The sequence below is a fragment of the Pseudomonas sp. MWU13-2862 genome, assembly GCF_023242495.1.
In the GTDB taxonomy this organism is placed as follows: domain Bacteria; phylum Pseudomonadota; class Gammaproteobacteria; order Pseudomonadales; family Pseudomonadaceae; genus Aquipseudomonas; species Aquipseudomonas gingeri_D.
In genome coordinates, this window is the sequence record NZ_JALMEZ010000005.1 from 417,690 (window position 1) to 434,498 (window position 16,809).

A 16,809-nucleotide genomic window follows, 5' to 3' on the forward strand; every position below is an offset into this window, starting at 1 on the left:
ATGGCGCACAAGAGCGAAGAACTGATCATCGAAGCCCTGGACATTCAAAAGTCCTTTGGCGACTTGCAGATCCTCAAGGGCATTTCCCTGCAGGTACGCCGCGGTGAAGTGGTGGTGCTGATCGGCGCCTCGGGCTCGGGCAAGACCACCTTCATCCGCTGCATCAACCTGCTGGAAGATATCCAGGGTGGGCGTATTCGCGTCAACGGCCGGGCCATGGGTTACCCGTGCCGACGGCAGCCTGGTGCGTGACTCCGAACGCAATATCGCCCGTCAGCGCCGGGATATCGGCATGGTCTTCCAGCGTTTCAACCTGTTCCCCCATATGACCGCCCTGGAAAATATCATCGAGGCACCGATCCAGGTGCTCGGCATGTCGCGGGCCGAGGCGCTGGAGCAGGCGCGGGCCTTGCTCGCCCGGGTCGGCCTGGCGGACAAGGCGGGGCATTACCCCTCGATGCTTTCCGGCGGTCAGCAGCAGCGGGTGGCGATCGCCCGGGCCCTGGCGATGAAGCCCCAGGCCATGCTGTTCGACGAGCCCACCAGCGCCCTCGACCCGGAAACCGTCGGCGAGGTGTTGCAGGTGATGAAGCAGTTGGCCGAGGAGGGCATGACCATGGTGGTGGTGACCCACGAAATGGGCTTTGCCCGGGAAGTCGCCGACCGCGTGGTGGTCCTCGACCAGGGCGAACTGATCGAGCAGGGGCCACCGGAGCAGATTTTCAGTCGGCCCGCGCATCCGCGTACCCAAGCTTTTCTCAGCCGTGTGTTGTGAAACCAACCCTTGTTTGGAAGAACTTTTGCCATGTTGAAATTTTCTGCCCACGAATATCCTTATCCGTCGCAACGCCAGAGCGTGTTTGCCCGCCGTGGCATGGTGGCGGCCTCGCAACCCCTGGCCGCGGAAGCCGGCATCGAGATCATGCGCAAGGGCGGCAATGCGATTGACGCTGCCATCGCCACGGCGGCGGCGCTGACGGTGGTCGAGCCCACCGGCTGTGGCCTCGGTGGCGATGCCTTCGCGCTGGTCTGGTGCAAGGGCAAACTGCACGGCCTCAACGGCAACGGCCAGGCCCCGGCGGCCCTGAGCATCGAGGCGGTCAAGGCGGCGGGGCATACACAAATGCCGCTGTATGGTTGGACCCCGGTAACCGTACCGGGCTGCCCGTCGGCCTGGGCCGAATTGTCGAAACGCTTTGGCAAGTTGCCCTTTGCCGAGCTGCTGCAGCCGGCCATCAGCCTGGCCCGGGAGGGTTTTCCCGTGTCGCCGGTCATCGCCTACAAATGGCAACAGGCGCTGGTCGAGTTCAGTCCGCAGCGCGACGCGGTACTTGAGCCCTGGTTCGAGACGTTCCTGATCGAGGGCCGCGCCCCCCGGGCCGGCGAGCTGTTCCGCAATCCGGCCCAGGCCCGGACCCTTGAAGAGCTGGCCGCCACGGCGTGCGAAAGCCTGTATCGCGGTGAACTGGCCGCGCGCCTGGATGCCCATTCCCGTGCCACCGGCGGTTACCTGCGCGGCAGCGACCTGCAGGGTTATCGCGCGCAGTGGGTCGAGCCGATCCATATCAACTACCGCGGTTATGACGTCTGGGAAATCCCGCCCAGCGGCCAGGGGCTGGTGGCGCTGATGGCGTTGAAAATCCTTGAAGGCTTCAGCTTTGACCATCGCGACAGCCAGCAGACCTGGCATCGCCAGCTGGAGGCCATGAAGCTGGCCTACAGCGACGGCCTGCACTACATCACCGACCCCTTGCATATGCGGGTAGCGGTGGCGGACCTGCTCAGCGACGACTACAGCGCCCGCCGCCGCGGGCAGATCGGCGAGCAGGCGCTGCCGCCCAAGCCTGGCGATCCCCATGCCAGCGGCACGGTGTACCTGGCCAGCGCCGATGCCGAAGGCAATATGGTTTCGTTTATCCAGAGCAACTATCACGGCTTCGGTTCCGGCGTGGTGCTGCCCGACAGCGGCATCGCCTTGCAGAACCGTGGGCAGGAATTCAGCCTCGAACCGAGCCATGCCAACTGCCTGGTGCCCGGCAAGAAGACCTATCACACGATCATCCCCGGCTTTCTCAGCCAGGGCAGCGAACCCCTCGGGCCGTTCGGTGTGATGGGCGGCTATATGCAGCCCCAGGGCCACGTGCAGATGGTGATGAACCTGGTGGACTTCGGTCTCAACCCCCAGGCCGCCCTGGATGCACCGCGCTGGCAATGGCTGGGGGAGATGAAGGTGGGTATCGAGCAGGGCGCTTCACGGGACCTGGCGATGGGGCTGGCGCGGCGCGGCCATCAGGTGCAAATCACCTGTGACCTCACCGAATATGGACGTGGCCAGATCATTCTGCGCGACCCGCTCAGTGGTGTGCTGTGCGGCGGTACCGAACCGCGTACCGATTCCCATATCGCCGTGTGGTAACGGTGCTCAGATCCTCAAGGTGACTGCCCAATACCGGAAGGACGGAGGTGCTTGAGGATAGGATGGCTGGCAGAGCGGGATGTGCAGATGTCGCGACAGGCGACATAATCACCTCCGGCGTGCGGCCATCCGGTCGTTGTGCACCAGACCTCGCGGAGTCTTGAATGGCCTTGCCGGAATCGTCGCTACACACTGAAACCAAGGTTCGTTCCAGAGTCCACGCATTATTCGTTCTCTCCCTCGTGGTCATCCTCACCGGCATCGGTGCGGGTCTCGGCGGCACGCTGCTGGCGATGTTGTTGCACGCGATCCAACACCTGGCCTATGGCTATGGCCAGGACAGCCTCACCAGCCATGAAAGCTTCCTGATCGGCGTGAGCAGCGCCTCGACGTCGCGACGGATCCTGGCCCTGGCGCTCTGCGGTCTGGTGGCGGGCCTGGGCTGGTGGGCGATCTATCGATTCGGCAGCCCGCTGGTCGGTATCAAGAAAGCCGTGGCGCCCGAGGGTCCGGCGATGCCGCCCAAGACCACGGTGTGCCATGCGCTGTTGCAGATCATCACCGTGGCCCTGGGCTCGCCGCTGGGCCGTGAAGTCGCGCCCCGGGAGGTCGGCGCACTGGTCGGTGCCTGGTTATCGCGCAAGGCGCAGTTGCCCCCCGAAACCCACCGGCTGCTGATTGCCTGCGGGGCAGGGGCCGGGTTGGCGGCGGTCTATAACGTGCCATTGGGGGGCGCGGTATTTGTCCTGGAAGGCTTGCTGGCGGTGTTCAGTTGGCCGGCGGCGATCATGGCCCTGGCGACTTCGGCGATTGGCGCCGCCGTGGCCTGGGTCGGACTGGGCGCGCAGGTGCAATACGTGGTGCCGAGCCTGGCGCTGACACCCGGGCTGCTCGCCTGGTCGATGCTGGCCGGGCCGCTGTTCGGGCTCGCCGCTTATGGTTTTGTGCAACTGACCGGTCGCGCCCGGATCCAGGCTGCCCGCGGCTGGCGCTTGCCGGTGTTGTCCTTGATCAACTTCACCCTGATCGGTTGCGTGGCGGTCTATCTGCCCCAGGTGCTGGGTAACGGCAAGGGGCCGGCGCAGTTGGGCTTTGACAGCGAACTGACGTTGGGGCTGGCGGCCGCGCTGTTGGTGGCCAAGGTGCTGGTGACCAGCGCCAGCTTGCGGGCCGGGGCCGAAGGCGGGCTGCTGACGCCCGCCCTGGCGATTGGTGCGCTGATGGCGATTCTGCTGGGGGGATTATGGAGCCTGGCATTTCCAGGTGTTGCCCTGGGGGCCTTTGCCATTGTCGGTGCGGCGGCATTCCTGGCGGCCTCCATGAGCATGCCGCTCACGGCCATTGTGCTGGTGGCGGAGTTCACCCGGATCGATCACGACTTCCTGGTGCCGATCATTCTCGCGGTGGTGGGCTCGGTGTGCATGAGTCGCTTGTGTGAGGTGATCAACAGGTCTAAGCGCTGACTCCCCTGGCGTCGGTGCCGTAGCTCTGCGGTGAATGGCCGCTTGCAGCGGTTCGCGAGCAAGCTCTGCTCCTACAGGTTCATGTCGTACGCAAGATCTGTATTCAACAGCCCACTGTAGGAGCAGGGCTTGCCCGCGAAGAGGCCCTCAAGGCTGCCAACGCTTCGCTGCTCCTACTCTCGTGGCGCGGCGACTGGGCGCAAGCCGCTGGCAAGTATCTTGCTGGCTCTCTTGGCCTTGGCCAAACCATCCGGATCGCCATTCAACAGGCCTTGCAGCGCACCGGCACACAGCCGCGACTGGAAGTCATCGCGCCCGGCGAATTGCTGATGCAGCAGCTCGACGCCTTGCAGCGCCATGGCCAGGATCGCCTCGATACCGCCCGGACCCTGGATCGAACTGATCATCACATGCCGCAAGGCCTTCTTGTACTGGCTCTGGGTGTGGATCGCGGTGATATCGACGCCGCTATCGGCAAAGACTTTCTCCAGCAGCCCGCGCACGGCGTCGTCCTGCAGAAAGGGTTCGCCACAGTCATCCTCGAACACCAGGCCCTTGGCAGTGAGTGTGACCCCCGTGCTGTGCTCGGTCATTCTGGCTCCTTGTAGATCACGGCAGATTTGCAGTTTGCAACCAACCGTGGGATCAGACAAATGAAAAGCGCTCGAAAAAGTGCTACTCGTCATGACTGTTCAACAGGTTCAGACAACGCTGCAACACCTCCGAGACGTCGCCCGCCCGGTAGCTGAGCACGATGGGCGAGGTGATGCTGCTGTCCTGCAACGAGGTGTAACCAATGTCATCCCGGTGCAAGCGCTGAACCGAGGCCGGTACCAGGGCAATGCCGACCCCGGCGGCCACCAGGCCGATGGTGGTCTGCAGTTCGTTGGCCATCTGCGCCACGTGGATACTCAGGCCATGCCCGGCGAACACCCCCAGGACATGGTCGGCATAGCTGGGGCGCGGGCTGGCGGGGTAGAGGATAAACGGCTGCGCGGCCAACTCCTTGAGGCTGACCGGTCGCCCGAGCAGCGGATGCCCGGCCGGCAAGGCTGCGACCAGGGGATCCTGGCGGAGGACTTTCTGGACGATGGCCGGATCATCGAACAGCATCCGCCCAAAGCCGATATCGATCCGCCCGCTTTTCAGCGCCTCCAGTTGTTGCAGGGTGATCAGCTCCGACAGGCCCAGCTCGATATCGCCAAAACTGCGCAGGCGGCGGATCAGGTCGGGCAGGGCACCGTAGAGGGTCGAAGGCGCAAAGCCGATACCCAACCAGCGCTTGCGGCCGGCGGCCACGCGCCGGGTATCGTCACAAACCCGCTCAAGCTGTTCGAGCAGCTGGCTGGAATGCTCCTGGAAAAAACGCCCGGCCTCGGTCAGGCGCAAGGGCCGCGAACGCTCCAGCAGCGCCACCCCCAATTCATCTTCCAGTTGCTGGATCTGCCGGCTCAGGGGCGGTTGGGCGATGTTCAACAACTCGGCCGCACGGGTGAAGTTCAAGGTCTGGGCGAGCACCTTGAAATAACGCAAATGACGAAGCTCCACGATACCTCCTGGGTATGAAGCGAGACTTATTCAATATTGGACCGGCACCGCCTTGAGCGTCAATCATGGCGGAAAGACCAATACCACGTAGATGGATACGCCATGAGCGCTGTAACGATCGAACACTTCGATACCCAGATTGTCGATTTGCCCACCATTCGTCCTCACAAACTGGCGATGCACACCATGCACGGCCAGACGCTGGTGATCCTGCGTATCCGTTGCAGCGACGGTATCGTCGGCATCGGCGAGGCCACCACCATTGGTGGCCTCGCGTATGCCGGGGAAAGCCCGGAAAGCATCAAGGTCAACCTCGATACCTGGTTCGCGCCGCTGCTGATCGGCCAGGACGCCAGCAATGTCAACGCCGCCATGCAACGGGTCGACCGGGCCATTCGCGGTAATACCTTCGCCCGCTCGGCGGTGGAGACCGCGTTGCTCGATGCCCAGGGCAAACGCCTCGGGCTGCCGCTGGCCGAACTGCTCGGTGGTCGGCTGCGGGACGGTGTGGAAGTGGCCTGGACCCTGGCCAGCGGCGACACCGGCAAGGACATCGAGGAAGCCGAGCGTATGCTCGACCTGCGCCGCCATCGCCATTTCAAACTCAAGATCGGTGCCGGCGAACCGGCGCGGGATATCGCCCATGTCGCGGCGATCAAGCGCGCACTGGGTGACCGCGCCAGCGTGCGGGTGGACGTCAACCAGGCCTGGAGCGAGGCCGTGGCGGTGCGTGCCTGTCGCCAACTGGCCGAGGCCGGGGTCGAGCTGATCGAGCAGCCGCTGTCCCGCCATGATCGTGCCGGCATGGTGCGTTTGAGCGCCCATAGCCCGATCCCGCTGATGGCCGACGAAGCCATCGAGTCGGTGCAGGACAGCTTTGCCCTGGCGCAGATGGGCGCCGCGAGTATTTTTGCCCTGAAGATCGCCAAGACCGGCGGCCCGCGTGCCGTGCTGCGTACGGCAGCGATTGCCGAGGCGGCGGGTATCGGCCTGTACGGCGGCACCATGCTCGAAGGCAGTATCGGCACCCTGGCGGCCGCGCATGCTTTCGCCACCCTCGACAGGCTGGAGTGGCACACCGAACTGTTCGGCCCGTTGCTGCTGACCGAAGACATTCTGGTCGAACCGCCGACCTATCGTGATTTCCAGTTGCTGATCCCGAAGACTCCCGGGCTCGGCCTGGTCATCGATGAAGAACGCCTGGCGCGTTTTGCCCGCCACTGACTTCCTGAACCCAGAGGACACACCATGCTTTTTCACGTACGCATGACCGTCAAACTGCCCACCGACATGCCGGCCGAACAGGCTGCGCGACTCAAGGCCGATGAACGCGAACTGGCCCAGCGTCTGCAACGGGAGGGCACCTGGCGCCACCTTTGGCGCATCGCCGGGTTGTATGCCAATGTCAGCGTCTTTGATGTGCCGGATGCCCAGGCGCTGCACGATACCCTGATGCAACTGCCGCTTTATCCCTATATGGAGATCGAGGTCATGGCGCTGTGCAGGCATCCCTCTTCGGTCCATGACGACGACCGCTGAGCCGGGGTTTTCCAAGGTTTGCATCCACAAGAACAATGATGAGGAACAGCAGCATGACCGTTCGTATTTCCCAAACCGCCGAAGTCCAGAGCTTCTTCGAAGGCGCCGCCGGCCTTGACCAGGCTGCCGGCAATCCACGGGTGAAGCAGATTGTCCACCGGGTGTTGAGCGACAGCATCCGCCTGATCGAAGACCTGCGGATCTCGCCGGAAGAGTTCTGGAAGGCCGTGAACTACCTGAACGAACTGGGCAGCCGCCAGGAGGCCGGCCTGCTGGTCGCCGGGTTGGGCCTGGAACACTATCTCGACCTGTTGCTGGATGCCGAAGACGAGCAGGCCGGTCATGTCGGTGGCACGCCACGGACCATTGAAGGACCGCTGTATGTGGCCGGTGCGCCACTCTGCGAAGAAGAGGCCCGGCTGGATGACGGCCTTGATCCGGGCACCGTGCTGTTTATGCGCGGTCAGGTCCGCGGCCTCGACGGCAAGCCACTGGCCCACGCGCTGGTCGATGTCTGGCATGCCAACACCGGTGGCACCTATTCCTACTTCGATCCTTCGCAGTCGGAGTTCAACCTGCGCCGGCGCATCCGTACCGACGCCGAAGGTCGCTACCGCTTCCAGAGCATCGTGCCCTCCGGCTACGGTTGCCCGCCGGACGGCCCGACCCAGCAGTTGCTCGATCAACTGGGCCGGCACGGCCAGCGCCCGGCGCATATCCACTTCTTTATTTCCGCCCCGGGTCATCGTCACCTGACCACACAGATCAACCTGGCGGGCGATCCCTACCTGCACGACGACTTTGCCTACGCCACCCGCGACGAGTTGATTGCCGAAATTTTCTTCAAGGAAGACGCGAACGGGCGGCATGCCGAGATCGACTTCGATTTTGCCTTGCAGTCGACCGATGCCGCCAAGGAACAGGACAAGGGTGAGCGGGTGCGGGCACTCGAAGCCTGACCCTCGCCGCGTTCCGGCGTTACAGGTCCCGCGTGCGTCTGCCCGCGGGACTTTTGTCGTCCTGCCAGCCTTGATGGAAAAACAAGAGAGGCTTATCCCATGACCACTTTGTTGAGTGAGCGCAGCCGGATTTTCGAACAGGCCGATGCCCATGCGGTCTCCGAGTATGTCAACCAGCATGTCGGCAGCCATTGCATTCGCCTGCCGCCCAGGGGCCGCCCGCAAGCGAGTATCAAGCACCGGACCTTTTCCAGCCTTGACCTGTGCCGCATCAGCTACGGCGCCCGGGTCCAGGTAACGTCGCCGGCCCTGGAAACCATCTATCACTTGCAGATACTGCTGAGCGGACACTGCCGTTCAAGCTTCCGGGGCGAGGAGCGGATCTATACGCCCGGTGAGATCCTGCTGATCAACCCGGATGATCCGGTGGACCTGACCTATTCGGCCGATTGCGAGAAATTTATCGTCAAGCTGCCGGTGCGCTTGCTGGAAAATGCCTGCCTGGATCAGCACTGGCTGCTGCCGCGCCAGGGCATTCGCTTCGACAGCGAGCGCTGCGACCTGGCCGGGCTGGACGGTTTCGTACCGTTGCTGACGCTGATCTGTCACGAAGCCGAGAGCTGTGCGGGGCCTGAAGTGCAGGCGCTGTATGAACGCATCGTTGCCAGCAAGCTGCTGGGCCTGCTGGCAAGCAATGTGCAACGGGTCCGCCCCGAGGCGGAGAGCGCTGGTGGCTTCGAAGCGGTCCGCCAATTTATCGAGGCGCATCTGCACGATGAGATCGGTGTAGAGCAATTGCGCGAGGTGGCGCGGGTCAGCGAGCGCTCCCTGTATTTACTGTTCGAACGGCATGTCGGTCTTTCGCCCCGCGACTATGTGCGCCAGCGCAAGCTGGAGCGGGTGCATGCGCTATTGCAGCTACCGGGCGCCCGCAGTGTCACCGAAGTGGCGCTGGACCATGGTTTTGTTCACCTGGGGCGCTTCTCCGAAACCTATCGCAAACGCTTTGGCGAGCTGCCTTCGCACACCTGGCGCCGCCAGCGGGAGGGGGCTGCACGTAGCGGATAGCGATTTGCAGGGGGCGGATATTGTGACAGTCAGGGCAGGCATAAGGTGAGGGCGCCTGAGACAAGAACAATGGAGGGCCCAGCCCATGACCGACACACTCGACAGACTCGCCTGCCAGATCCGCGAGTCGGTTCAGGAAGACCCCGCCAGCGGAACGTTCCGCTGCCGCCGCGACATCTTCACCGACACCGAACTGTTTTCGCTGGAAATGAAACACATCTTTGAAGGCGGCTGGGTCTACCTGGCCCATGAAAGCCAGGTCCCGGAGATCAACGACTACTTCACGACCTTTATCGGCCGCCAGCCGGTGGTGATCACCCGCGACAAACAGGGCCTGCTCCATGGCCTGGTCAACGCCTGCGCCCACCGTGGCGCCATGCTCTGCCGCCACAAGCAAGGCAACAAGGGTTCGTTTACCTGTCCGTTCCACGGCTGGACCTTCAGCAACACCGGCAAGCTGCTCAAGGTCAAGGATGGCAAGACCGGCGCCTACCCGGACCGCTTCGACTGCGACGGTTCCCATGATCTGCGGCGCCTGGGGCGCTTCGAAAACTATCGCGGCTTCCTGTTCGGCAGCCTCTCGGAGCAAGTCCCGACGCTGAACGATTACCTGGGGGAAACCCGGGTCATCATCGACCAGATGGTCGACCAGGCACCCGAAGGCCTGGAGGTGCTGCGGGGCAGCTCGTCCTATGTCTACGACGGCAACTGGAAGCTGCAAATCGAGAACGGTGCCGACGGTTACCACGTCAGCTCCGTGCACTGGAACTACTCGGCGACCATGCAGCGGCGCAACTACGAGTCCCAGGGCACGCGCACCGTGGATGCCAACGGCTGGTCGAAAAGCCTGGGCGGCGTCTACGCCTTCGAGCATGGCCATATCCTGCTCTGGACCCGCTTGCTCAACCCGGAGGTCCGTCCGGTGCATGCTCATCGTCAGGCTCTGGCTGAGCGCTTGGGTCAGGAACGTGCCGACTTTATCGTCGATCAGACCCGCAACCTGTGCCTGTACCCCAACGTCTATCTGATGGATCAGTTCTCGACGCAGATCCGTGTGGTGCGGCCGATCGCGGTGGACAAGACCGAAGTGACCATCTATTGCATGGCGCCCAAGGGTGAAAGCGCCGAGGAGCGCGCAACCCGTATCCGCCAATACGAGGACTTCTTCAACGTCAGCGGCATGGGCACGCCCGATGACCTGGAGGAGTTTCGCTCCTGCCAGACCGGCTACCAGGGCTCGATCCCGTTGTGGAACGACCTCAGCCGTGGCGCCAAACAATGGCTGGAAGGCGCCGACGAGAATGCCCGGGCGATGGGCATGCAACCGCTGCTCAGCGGTATCAAGACCGAGGACGAAGGTCTGTTCGTGCGCCAGCACGCGCATTGGGCCGAGAGCCTGCTCACGGCGCTGGAGCGCGAGCGCAAAGGTTTGATCGCCACGGACAAGGAGGGCCAGGTATGAACCTTTCACGTGATCGTTTGCTGGATTTCCTCTACCGCGAGGCCCGACTGCTCGACGACCGCCAGTGGGACGAATGGCTGCAATGCTATAGCCAGCAGGCGCAATTCTGGATGCCGGCCTGGGATGACCACGACAGCCTGACCGAAGACCCGCAGCGCGAGATTTCGCTGATCTACTACCCCAACCGCGACGGCCTGGAAGACCGCGTGTTCCGGATCAAGACCGAACGCTCCAGCGCCAGCACCCCGCAGCCGCGCACCGTGCACCTGATCGCCAACCTGGAAGTGCTGGACAGTGATGAGCGTGAAGTCGAGCTGCGCTTCAACTGGCATACCCTCAGCCATCGCTACAAGACCACGGATTCGTACTTCGGGACCTCGTTCTATCGCCTGGATATCAGCGGCGAGCAACCGCTGATCACCCGCAAGAAGGTGATACTCAAGAACGACTATATCCACCAAGTCATTGATATCTATCATATCTGAGGGCCGGCCCATGACGTATCGCATCGCCCTGAACTTCGAGGATGGGGTCACTCGTTTTATCGACTGCAAGGCCGGCGAGAAGGTGCTCGACGCCGCCTTTCGCCAACGGATCAACCTGCCCATGGACTGCTCCGACGGCGTCTGCGGTACCTGCAAATGCCGTTGCGAAAGCGGCGCCTATGACCTCGGCGAAGATTATCTCGAGGAAGCGCTGGGGGCCGATGAGGTCGAGCAGCGCCAGGTGCTGACTTGCCAGATGATTCCCGAAAGCGACTGTGTGCTGGCCGTGCCGGTGCCGTCCGGCACCTGCAAGACCGGCACCTCGCGGTTCGACGCGACCCTGGCGGGGATCACCGCTCACGCCGACGCAGCTCTGGAAGTCCGTTTCGAACTTGATCAGGCACCAGCGTTCCTGCCGGGACAGTACGTGAATATCGGCGTCCCCGGCAGTGAACAGACCCGCTCGTATTCGTTCAGCAGCCTGCCCGGCGAGCACCATGTCAGCTTTCTGATCAAGCATGTCCCGGGTGGGCTGATGAGCGGCTGGCTGGGTCGGGCCCAAGCCGGAGAGAAAGTGTCGATGGCCGGGCCGCTGGGCAGTTTCTACCTGCGCACGGTGACCCGGCCGTTGCTGTTCCTGGCCGGTGGTACCGGACTGGCGCCGTTTCTGTCGATGCTCGAAGTGCTCGCCGAGCGCAACGAACGTCAGCCGATCCATCTGATTTATGGGGTTTCCCGGGACCAGGACCTGGTCATGGTCGAGACGTTGCAAGGGTTCAGCGAGCGCTTGCCGAATTTCACCTTCGTCACCTGTGTCTCCGACCCGCGGACCCTGCACCCGCGCCAGGGTTATGTGACCCGGCACATCGCGCCCGGGTTGCTCAACGGCGGGGAGGTCGACGTTTACCTGTGTGGCCCGCCGCCGATGGTCGATGCCGTACGGCAGCACTTCAAGGCAGAGGGCGTGACCCCAAGCAGCTTCCACTACGAGAAATTCACCGCCAATACCCTGGTGACCGGCGATGCCGCCTGAGGAGATCGTGATGAACCCACGTTTCAAGGACAAAGTCGCGCTGGTCACCGGCGCGGCCCAGGGCATCGGTCGGCGAGTGGCCGAACGCTTGCTGGAGGAGGGCGCCTGGCTGGTGGCCGTGGACCGTTCCGAACTGGTCCACGAGCTGCATGGCGAACGGGTCCTCAGCCTGACTGCCGACCTGGAGCAGCATGCTCCTTGTACAGAGGTCATGCGGGCCGCCCAGAAACGTTTCGGGAGGATCGATATCCTCGTCAACAACGTCGGCGGAACCATCTGGGCCAAGCCTTTCGAGCATTACCAGGAAACCGAGATCGAAGCGGAGGTGCGCCGCTCACTGTTCCCGACCCTCTGGTGCTGCCATGCGGTATTGCCCTACATGCTGGAGCAGGGCGGCGGGGCGATCGTCAATGTCTCGTCGGTGGCTACGCGCGGGATCAATCGGGTGCCCTATGGCGCGGCCAAGGGCGGGGTCAATGCCCTGACCGCCTGCCTGGCCTTCGAGACCGCCGGCCGCGGGATTCGGGTCAACGCCACGGCACCGGGCGGCACCGATGCGCCGCCGCGGCGTATCCCGCGCAATGCCCAGGCACCCAGCGGCGATGAACAAGCCTGGTATCGACAGATCGTCGAGCAGACCGTGGACAGCAGCTTGATGAAGCGTTATGGCAGCATCGACGAACAGGCAGGGGCGATCCTTTTTCTCGCCAGCGACGATGCTTCCTACATTACTGGCGTGACCTTGCCAGTAGGAGGAGGTGATCTGGGCTGAGCTGACGCGCCGGGCCGTTATATAAGCTATATATAGACTGTTGCCTGAAACGTGTTGCGGCACAATGTCGCAACCGTTGCCGACACGTTGTACTGGTGACCGTTGTTTGTCACCCTTGGCGCCAATAATAATCAGCGACGTCACTTTCGTGTCCATGCCCCGGTTTTCCCACTCATTGCGTCAGCTTGCCATTTGCCTGGCCATGCTTGCGGCGTTGCTGCCGAGCGTGATGCTGTTGCTGCCGGCTGCCCATGGGCAGTCGATGATGATGGGCGAGCATTGCAACATGGTCGGCATGACCGGACACGACACGTCCTCCGGCAGCCGCGATCCCTCGCCGGACCAGTACCATGAATGCCATTGCCTGCTGTGTGTCGTCCATGCGGTCGATATCGGTTTACCGCCCAGCGTCGTTCAGTGGCAGCTTTCCGGTCGCACTGACGTCGTACTGGCACAAGCGATCTACCCTCCCTACGCCAGCACAGTCTGGCTGGTCTCCGAGCCGCGCGGCCCGCCTGCTTTTTCCTGATTCTCCTTGCAATGGCAAATCCTCCCCAGTCTGTTTGGGTGGTTTGCCCCTATGCGTTGCAACTTAATCCAGGAATGCCAACCCCATGGTCATGCCATCACTGCGCCGTACCCGTCGGAGCGTATTGCCGCTCGCGGCTTTGTCTGTCACCGCTTTATTTCCGCACCTCGCGTTGGCTTGTGCCAGCTGTGGCTGCACCCTCAGTTCCGATTGGGACAATCTGGGCATCAGCAGCTCGTCGGGGCTGAAACTGGACCTGCGTTACGACTATCTGAACCAGAACCAATTGCGTAGTGGTAGCCACAGCATTTCTCCAGGTGCCGCGAGCCAGATCTCCAACAACGGCAACCCACAGGAGGTGGAAAAGTACACCCGCAATGACTACCTGACGATGGGCCTGGACTACAGCTTCAATGCGAGCTGGGGCGTGGATCTGCAAGTGCCGTATATCTTTCGCAGCCATAACACCCTGGGCACGGCATCGGATGGTGTGACCCCAGGTGATGGTGGGGGCCAGTACAGCTCCAGGACCTCCAGTCTCGGCGACGTCAAGGTCATCGGTCGTTATCAGGGGTTCACACCGCAGCACAACCTGGGAGTGTTGTTCGGCTTGAAACTGCCCACGGGGGCCCATGACGACACCGCCCCGTCCACCGACCCCACCGCCCCAGGCCCTGTGGCGATAGACCGTGGCCTGCAACCGGGTACCGGGACCACCGACGGCATCCTGGGTGTCTATTACATGGATACCCTGAACAAGAACTGGGACTACTTCGGCCAGGCCTTGCTGCAGAAGGCGCTTGATTCCAGTGATCACTATCGCCCAGGCGATGGCGTCAACCTGAATGTCGGCCTGCGCTACATGGGCAACGCCTACGTCACGCCGCAGCTCCAGCTGAATGTGCGACATGTCGAGCGCGACGTGGGTGCCAATGCCGACACCGTCAGCACCGGCGGCACTCTGGCCTACCTCAGTCCGGGTGTGACGGTGCCGGTCGGCAAAAAGACCTCGCTCTACAGCTTCGTGCAGGTGCCGGTCTACCAGAATGTCAACGGCGTGCAGCTTGCTCCGCGCTATACCGCGACCATCGGCGCCCGATACGCGTTCTAGTGATCCATGAGACGGAGGGAAACTTGATGAGCACAAAAAGACTGCTGCCCTTGTTCGCGCTCTGTTGCAGCCTGGTTGGTCTGCCCGCCTGGGCGATTGATGTAGGCGAGCACGCGCCGAATCTGACGGCGAAAACCCTGGATGGCGAGACCTTTGATCTGCGCAAACAGGCCGGCCAGGTGGTGATCGTGAATTTCTGGGCTTCCTGGTGCGAGCCGTGCCGGGCAGAAATGCCCGCCATGGAAGCCTATTACCAACAGCACAAAGGCGAAGGGCTGAAGATTATTGCGATCAGCATGGATGAGCCGGAGGACGACGCCATGGTGCACAAGGTCATGGCCGGCTACAGCTATCCCGCAGCGTTCCAGCGGGACGCCGATTTCAAGGGGTTTGGCCGGGTCTGGCGGATGCCCATGACCTACGTCATCGACAGGCAGGGGGTGGTGCGCAAGGACGGTAGCGTGGGCGATCCGAAAATCGATCGGGCGCTGCTGGATCAGTTGGTGAACCCGTTGCTGGCGACGCATTAGCACTGACAGCCTGAAAACCGCCGAGTGCTTTGGCACTCGGACCGGCCATGCTCCGCTATAGCGGAGCCAATTACAGATATCACATCGTGCTTTTCTCCGGCCGGCGCCGAGAAGGGCGGGGGGATATCGTCCTGTGAGGCCCGAACCAGAGCCTGGGGAAAAAGTTTCATGTTCTGGAGGCGAAGTTTCATCTGAAACAAATTGTATTAAAAAATTCCCAGGCCTAAGATGCGCGCAATTCGAGACCGGTTCTCATTTCGATTCTCATTTTGATCCTTTCCCGTGGCCCGAGCCTGTTGCCGCAGTGTGAGGATCAAGTCCTTATGGAGTCATCGATGCGCGCAATGTCGTACCACCGATCCACCCAGCGTGTTGTTCTGTCGACCGCCCTGGCTTGCTCTGTCGCCTGGCTGTGGGTCGCTCCCGCCAACGCGGCGCAAGCAGTGCCGACGGCCAATCCGTCCATGGCGACAGATGACGTCAACCCTGCGGACCTGCCTGAAGCGGATCTGGCGATCAAGGCCGCGCCAGCCGGTCAGTGGACCGGTTTCTGGACGCGCCAGAACATGCTCGGCGATATCGGCGGGCTGCGCTCGAGCCTCGCGGCCTATGGCGTGACCCTGGGCCTGACGGAAACCAGCGAATACCTGAACAATGCCAAGGGCGGCTTGAATCGCGGTGGGGACTACGACGGTCTCACCACCATGACCCTGAAGCTCGACACCCTCAAGATGTTCGGCCTGGCCGGCGGTACCCTGAACATCAGCGCCATAAGCGTCCACGGGAAAAATCTCAGCGCCGACAAGCTGGGCACCCTGCAGACCGCCAGCGGTATCGAAGCGGACACCGGCACCCGTCTGTGGGAAGCCTGGTACCAGCAGAAATTCCTCGACGAGACCCTGGATTTGCGCGTCGGCCAGCAGAGCATCGACCAGGAGTTCATGGTCAGCCAGTACGCCAGTACCCTCGTCAACACCATGTTCGGCTGGCCGGCGGTGCCGTCCTACGACATGCCGGCCGGTGGCCCGGCCTATCCGTTGTCGGCCCTGGGTATCCGTGTGCGGGTCCATCCGACCGATGCGATCACCGTCCTCGCGGGCGTCTATGACGGTAACCCGGCGGGCACCAACGACGGTGACCCGCAACGGCAGAACGCCCACGGCACCAACTTCGACCTGCACACCGGCGCGCTGTACATCTCCGAGCTGCAGTACGCCGTCAATCCGGCTTCTCTGGGCCAGACGGAGACCGCCAACCCCGGTCTGCCGGGTCTCTACAAACTCGGCGCCTGGTACAACACGCAGAACTTCGCCGACCAGCGCTACGGCACCGACGGCCTGTCGCTCGCCGATCCGAACAGCAACGGCACCGCCACCGAGCACTCGGGCAACTACAGCGTCTACGCCGTGGCCGACCAGATGATCTGGCGCCAGGCCCCGGACAGCATGCGTTCGGTGGGCGTGTTCACCCGCCTGATGGGGGCGCCGGGCGATCGCAACCTGATCAGCTTCAGTGCCAACGCCGGTGTGACCCTGGCCGCGCCTTTCGAAGGCCGCGATGCCGATACGGTCAGCCTGGCGCTGGGCTACGTCAAGGTCGGCAGTGGCGCCGCGGGTCTGGATCTCGACAGCGGCAACCGCGTGCGCAATGGCGAGACCTTTCTTGAAGCGACCTATCAGTACCAACTGACCCCGTGGCTGCAACTGCAACCGGACATTCAGTACACGCTTAATCCAGGGGCGGGCCAGAACCCGAACGATCCGACGCTGCGAATGGGTGACACGCTGGTCTGGGGCTTGCGCACCAACATCACCCTCTAGACCGGACGCTGGCCGAGCGCTTTGCGCCGGCCCGAGCGCACCGATCCGCTTTGTTTGATTTCGGCCCTGCCCGA

General features: G+C 62.9%; 16 protein-coding genes and 1 pseudogene. 15 read left to right on the forward strand and 2 right to left on the reverse strand.

Features of this window, described 5'->3' with window-relative positions:
* The 3 genes and pseudogenes from M5C56_RS12185 (at position 1) to M5C56_RS12195 (ending at position 3,879) form a co-directional block, all read left to right on the forward strand.
* A pseudogene (locus tag M5C56_RS12185) lies at positions 1–775 on the forward strand (amino acid ABC transporter ATP-binding protein).
* A gap of 30 nt (positions 776–805) precedes the next feature.
* Positions 806–2,416, forward strand: coding sequence for a gamma-glutamyltransferase family protein (locus M5C56_RS12190; protein WP_103497463.1), 1,611 nt, complete (start codon positions 806–808; stop codon positions 2,414–2,416).
* 164 nt (positions 2,417–2,580) lie between these two features.
* The gene (locus M5C56_RS12195; RefSeq protein WP_103497462.1) at positions 2,581–3,879 is read left to right on the forward strand and encodes a chloride channel protein; all 1,299 of its coding nucleotides are present in this window, start codon (positions 2,581–2,583) and stop codon (positions 3,877–3,879) included.
* A gap of 173 nt (positions 3,880–4,052) precedes the next feature.
* Here the strand turns inward: M5C56_RS12195 and M5C56_RS12200 are convergent, their stop codons facing one another.
* Positions 4,053–4,472, reverse strand: coding sequence for a hypothetical protein (locus M5C56_RS12200; protein WP_103497461.1), 420 nt, complete (start codon positions 4,470–4,472; stop codon positions 4,053–4,055).
* Between the two features lie 82 nt (positions 4,473–4,554).
* Positions 4,555–5,427 carry a LysR family transcriptional regulator gene (locus tag M5C56_RS12205; RefSeq protein ID WP_103497460.1) on the reverse strand — a complete coding sequence of 291 codons (873 nt, stop codon included), beginning with the start codon at positions 5,425–5,427 and terminating at the stop codon, positions 4,555–4,557.
* Positions 5,428–5,529: 102 nt separating this feature from the next.
* Here M5C56_RS12205 and M5C56_RS12210 point away from each other — a divergent pair, with 102 nt between their 5' ends.
* The 12 genes from M5C56_RS12210 (at position 5,530) to M5C56_RS12265 (ending at position 16,735) form a co-directional block, all read left to right on the forward strand.
* Positions 5,530–6,651, forward strand: a complete 1,122-nt coding sequence (locus M5C56_RS12210) for a muconate cycloisomerase family protein (protein ID WP_103497459.1) — start codon at positions 5,530–5,532, stop codon at positions 6,649–6,651.
* A gap of 24 nt (positions 6,652–6,675) precedes the next feature.
* Positions 6,676–6,966 carry a muconolactone Delta-isomerase gene (catC, locus tag M5C56_RS12215; RefSeq protein WP_103497458.1) on the forward strand — a complete coding sequence of 97 codons (291 nt, stop codon included), beginning with the start codon at positions 6,676–6,678 and terminating at the stop codon, positions 6,964–6,966.
* Positions 6,967–7,019: 53 nt separating this feature from the next.
* Positions 7,020–7,925 (forward strand): catechol 1,2-dioxygenase, encoded by a 906-nt coding sequence (gene catA, locus M5C56_RS12220; RefSeq protein WP_103497457.1) that lies wholly within the window; start codon positions 7,020–7,022, stop codon positions 7,923–7,925.
* A gap of 99 nt (positions 7,926–8,024) precedes the next feature.
* Positions 8,025–8,993, forward strand: coding sequence for an AraC family transcriptional regulator (locus M5C56_RS12225; protein WP_103497456.1), 969 nt, complete (start codon positions 8,025–8,027; stop codon positions 8,991–8,993).
* Positions 8,994–9,078: 85 nt separating this feature from the next.
* Complete coding sequence (locus M5C56_RS12230; RefSeq protein ID WP_103497455.1) at positions 9,079–10,455, forward strand: Rieske 2Fe-2S domain-containing protein; 1,377 nt, start codon at positions 9,079–9,081, stop codon at positions 10,453–10,455.
* Entirely contained in the window at positions 10,452–10,940 is a 489-nt protein-coding gene (gene benB, locus M5C56_RS12235) for a benzoate 1,2-dioxygenase small subunit (protein WP_103497454.1), read from the forward strand. The genes M5C56_RS12230 and benB overlap by 4 nt, the downstream gene beginning before the upstream one ends.
* A 10-nt stretch (positions 10,941–10,950) precedes the next feature.
* Positions 10,951–11,973 carry a benzoate 1,2-dioxygenase electron transfer component BenC gene (gene benC / locus M5C56_RS12240; RefSeq protein ID WP_103497453.1) on the forward strand — a complete coding sequence of 341 codons (1,023 nt, stop codon included), beginning with the start codon at positions 10,951–10,953 and terminating at the stop codon, positions 11,971–11,973.
* Between the two features lie 10 nt (positions 11,974–11,983).
* The gene (locus M5C56_RS12245) at positions 11,984–12,745 is read left to right on the forward strand and encodes a 1,6-dihydroxycyclohexa-2,4-diene-1-carboxylate dehydrogenase (RefSeq protein ID WP_103497488.1); all 762 of its coding nucleotides are present in this window, start codon (positions 11,984–11,986) and stop codon (positions 12,743–12,745) included.
* A gap of 154 nt (positions 12,746–12,899) precedes the next feature.
* Entirely contained in the window at positions 12,900–13,274 is a 375-nt protein-coding gene (locus M5C56_RS12250) for a DUF2946 domain-containing protein (protein WP_247263153.1), read from the forward strand.
* Between the two features lie 85 nt (positions 13,275–13,359).
* Positions 13,360–14,385, forward strand: a complete 1,026-nt coding sequence (locus M5C56_RS12255; protein WP_103497451.1) for a hypothetical protein — start codon at positions 13,360–13,362, stop codon at positions 14,383–14,385.
* A gap of 26 nt (positions 14,386–14,411) precedes the next feature.
* Positions 14,412–14,915 carry a TlpA disulfide reductase family protein gene (locus M5C56_RS12260; RefSeq protein ID WP_103497450.1) on the forward strand — a complete coding sequence of 168 codons (504 nt, stop codon included), beginning with the start codon at positions 14,412–14,414 and terminating at the stop codon, positions 14,913–14,915.
* Positions 14,916–15,250: 335 nt separating this feature from the next.
* Positions 15,251–16,735 carry a carbohydrate porin gene (locus M5C56_RS12265; RefSeq protein WP_218171191.1) on the forward strand — a complete coding sequence of 495 codons (1,485 nt, stop codon included), beginning with the start codon at positions 15,251–15,253 and terminating at the stop codon, positions 16,733–16,735.
* Positions 16,736–16,809: the final 74 nt, after the last annotated feature.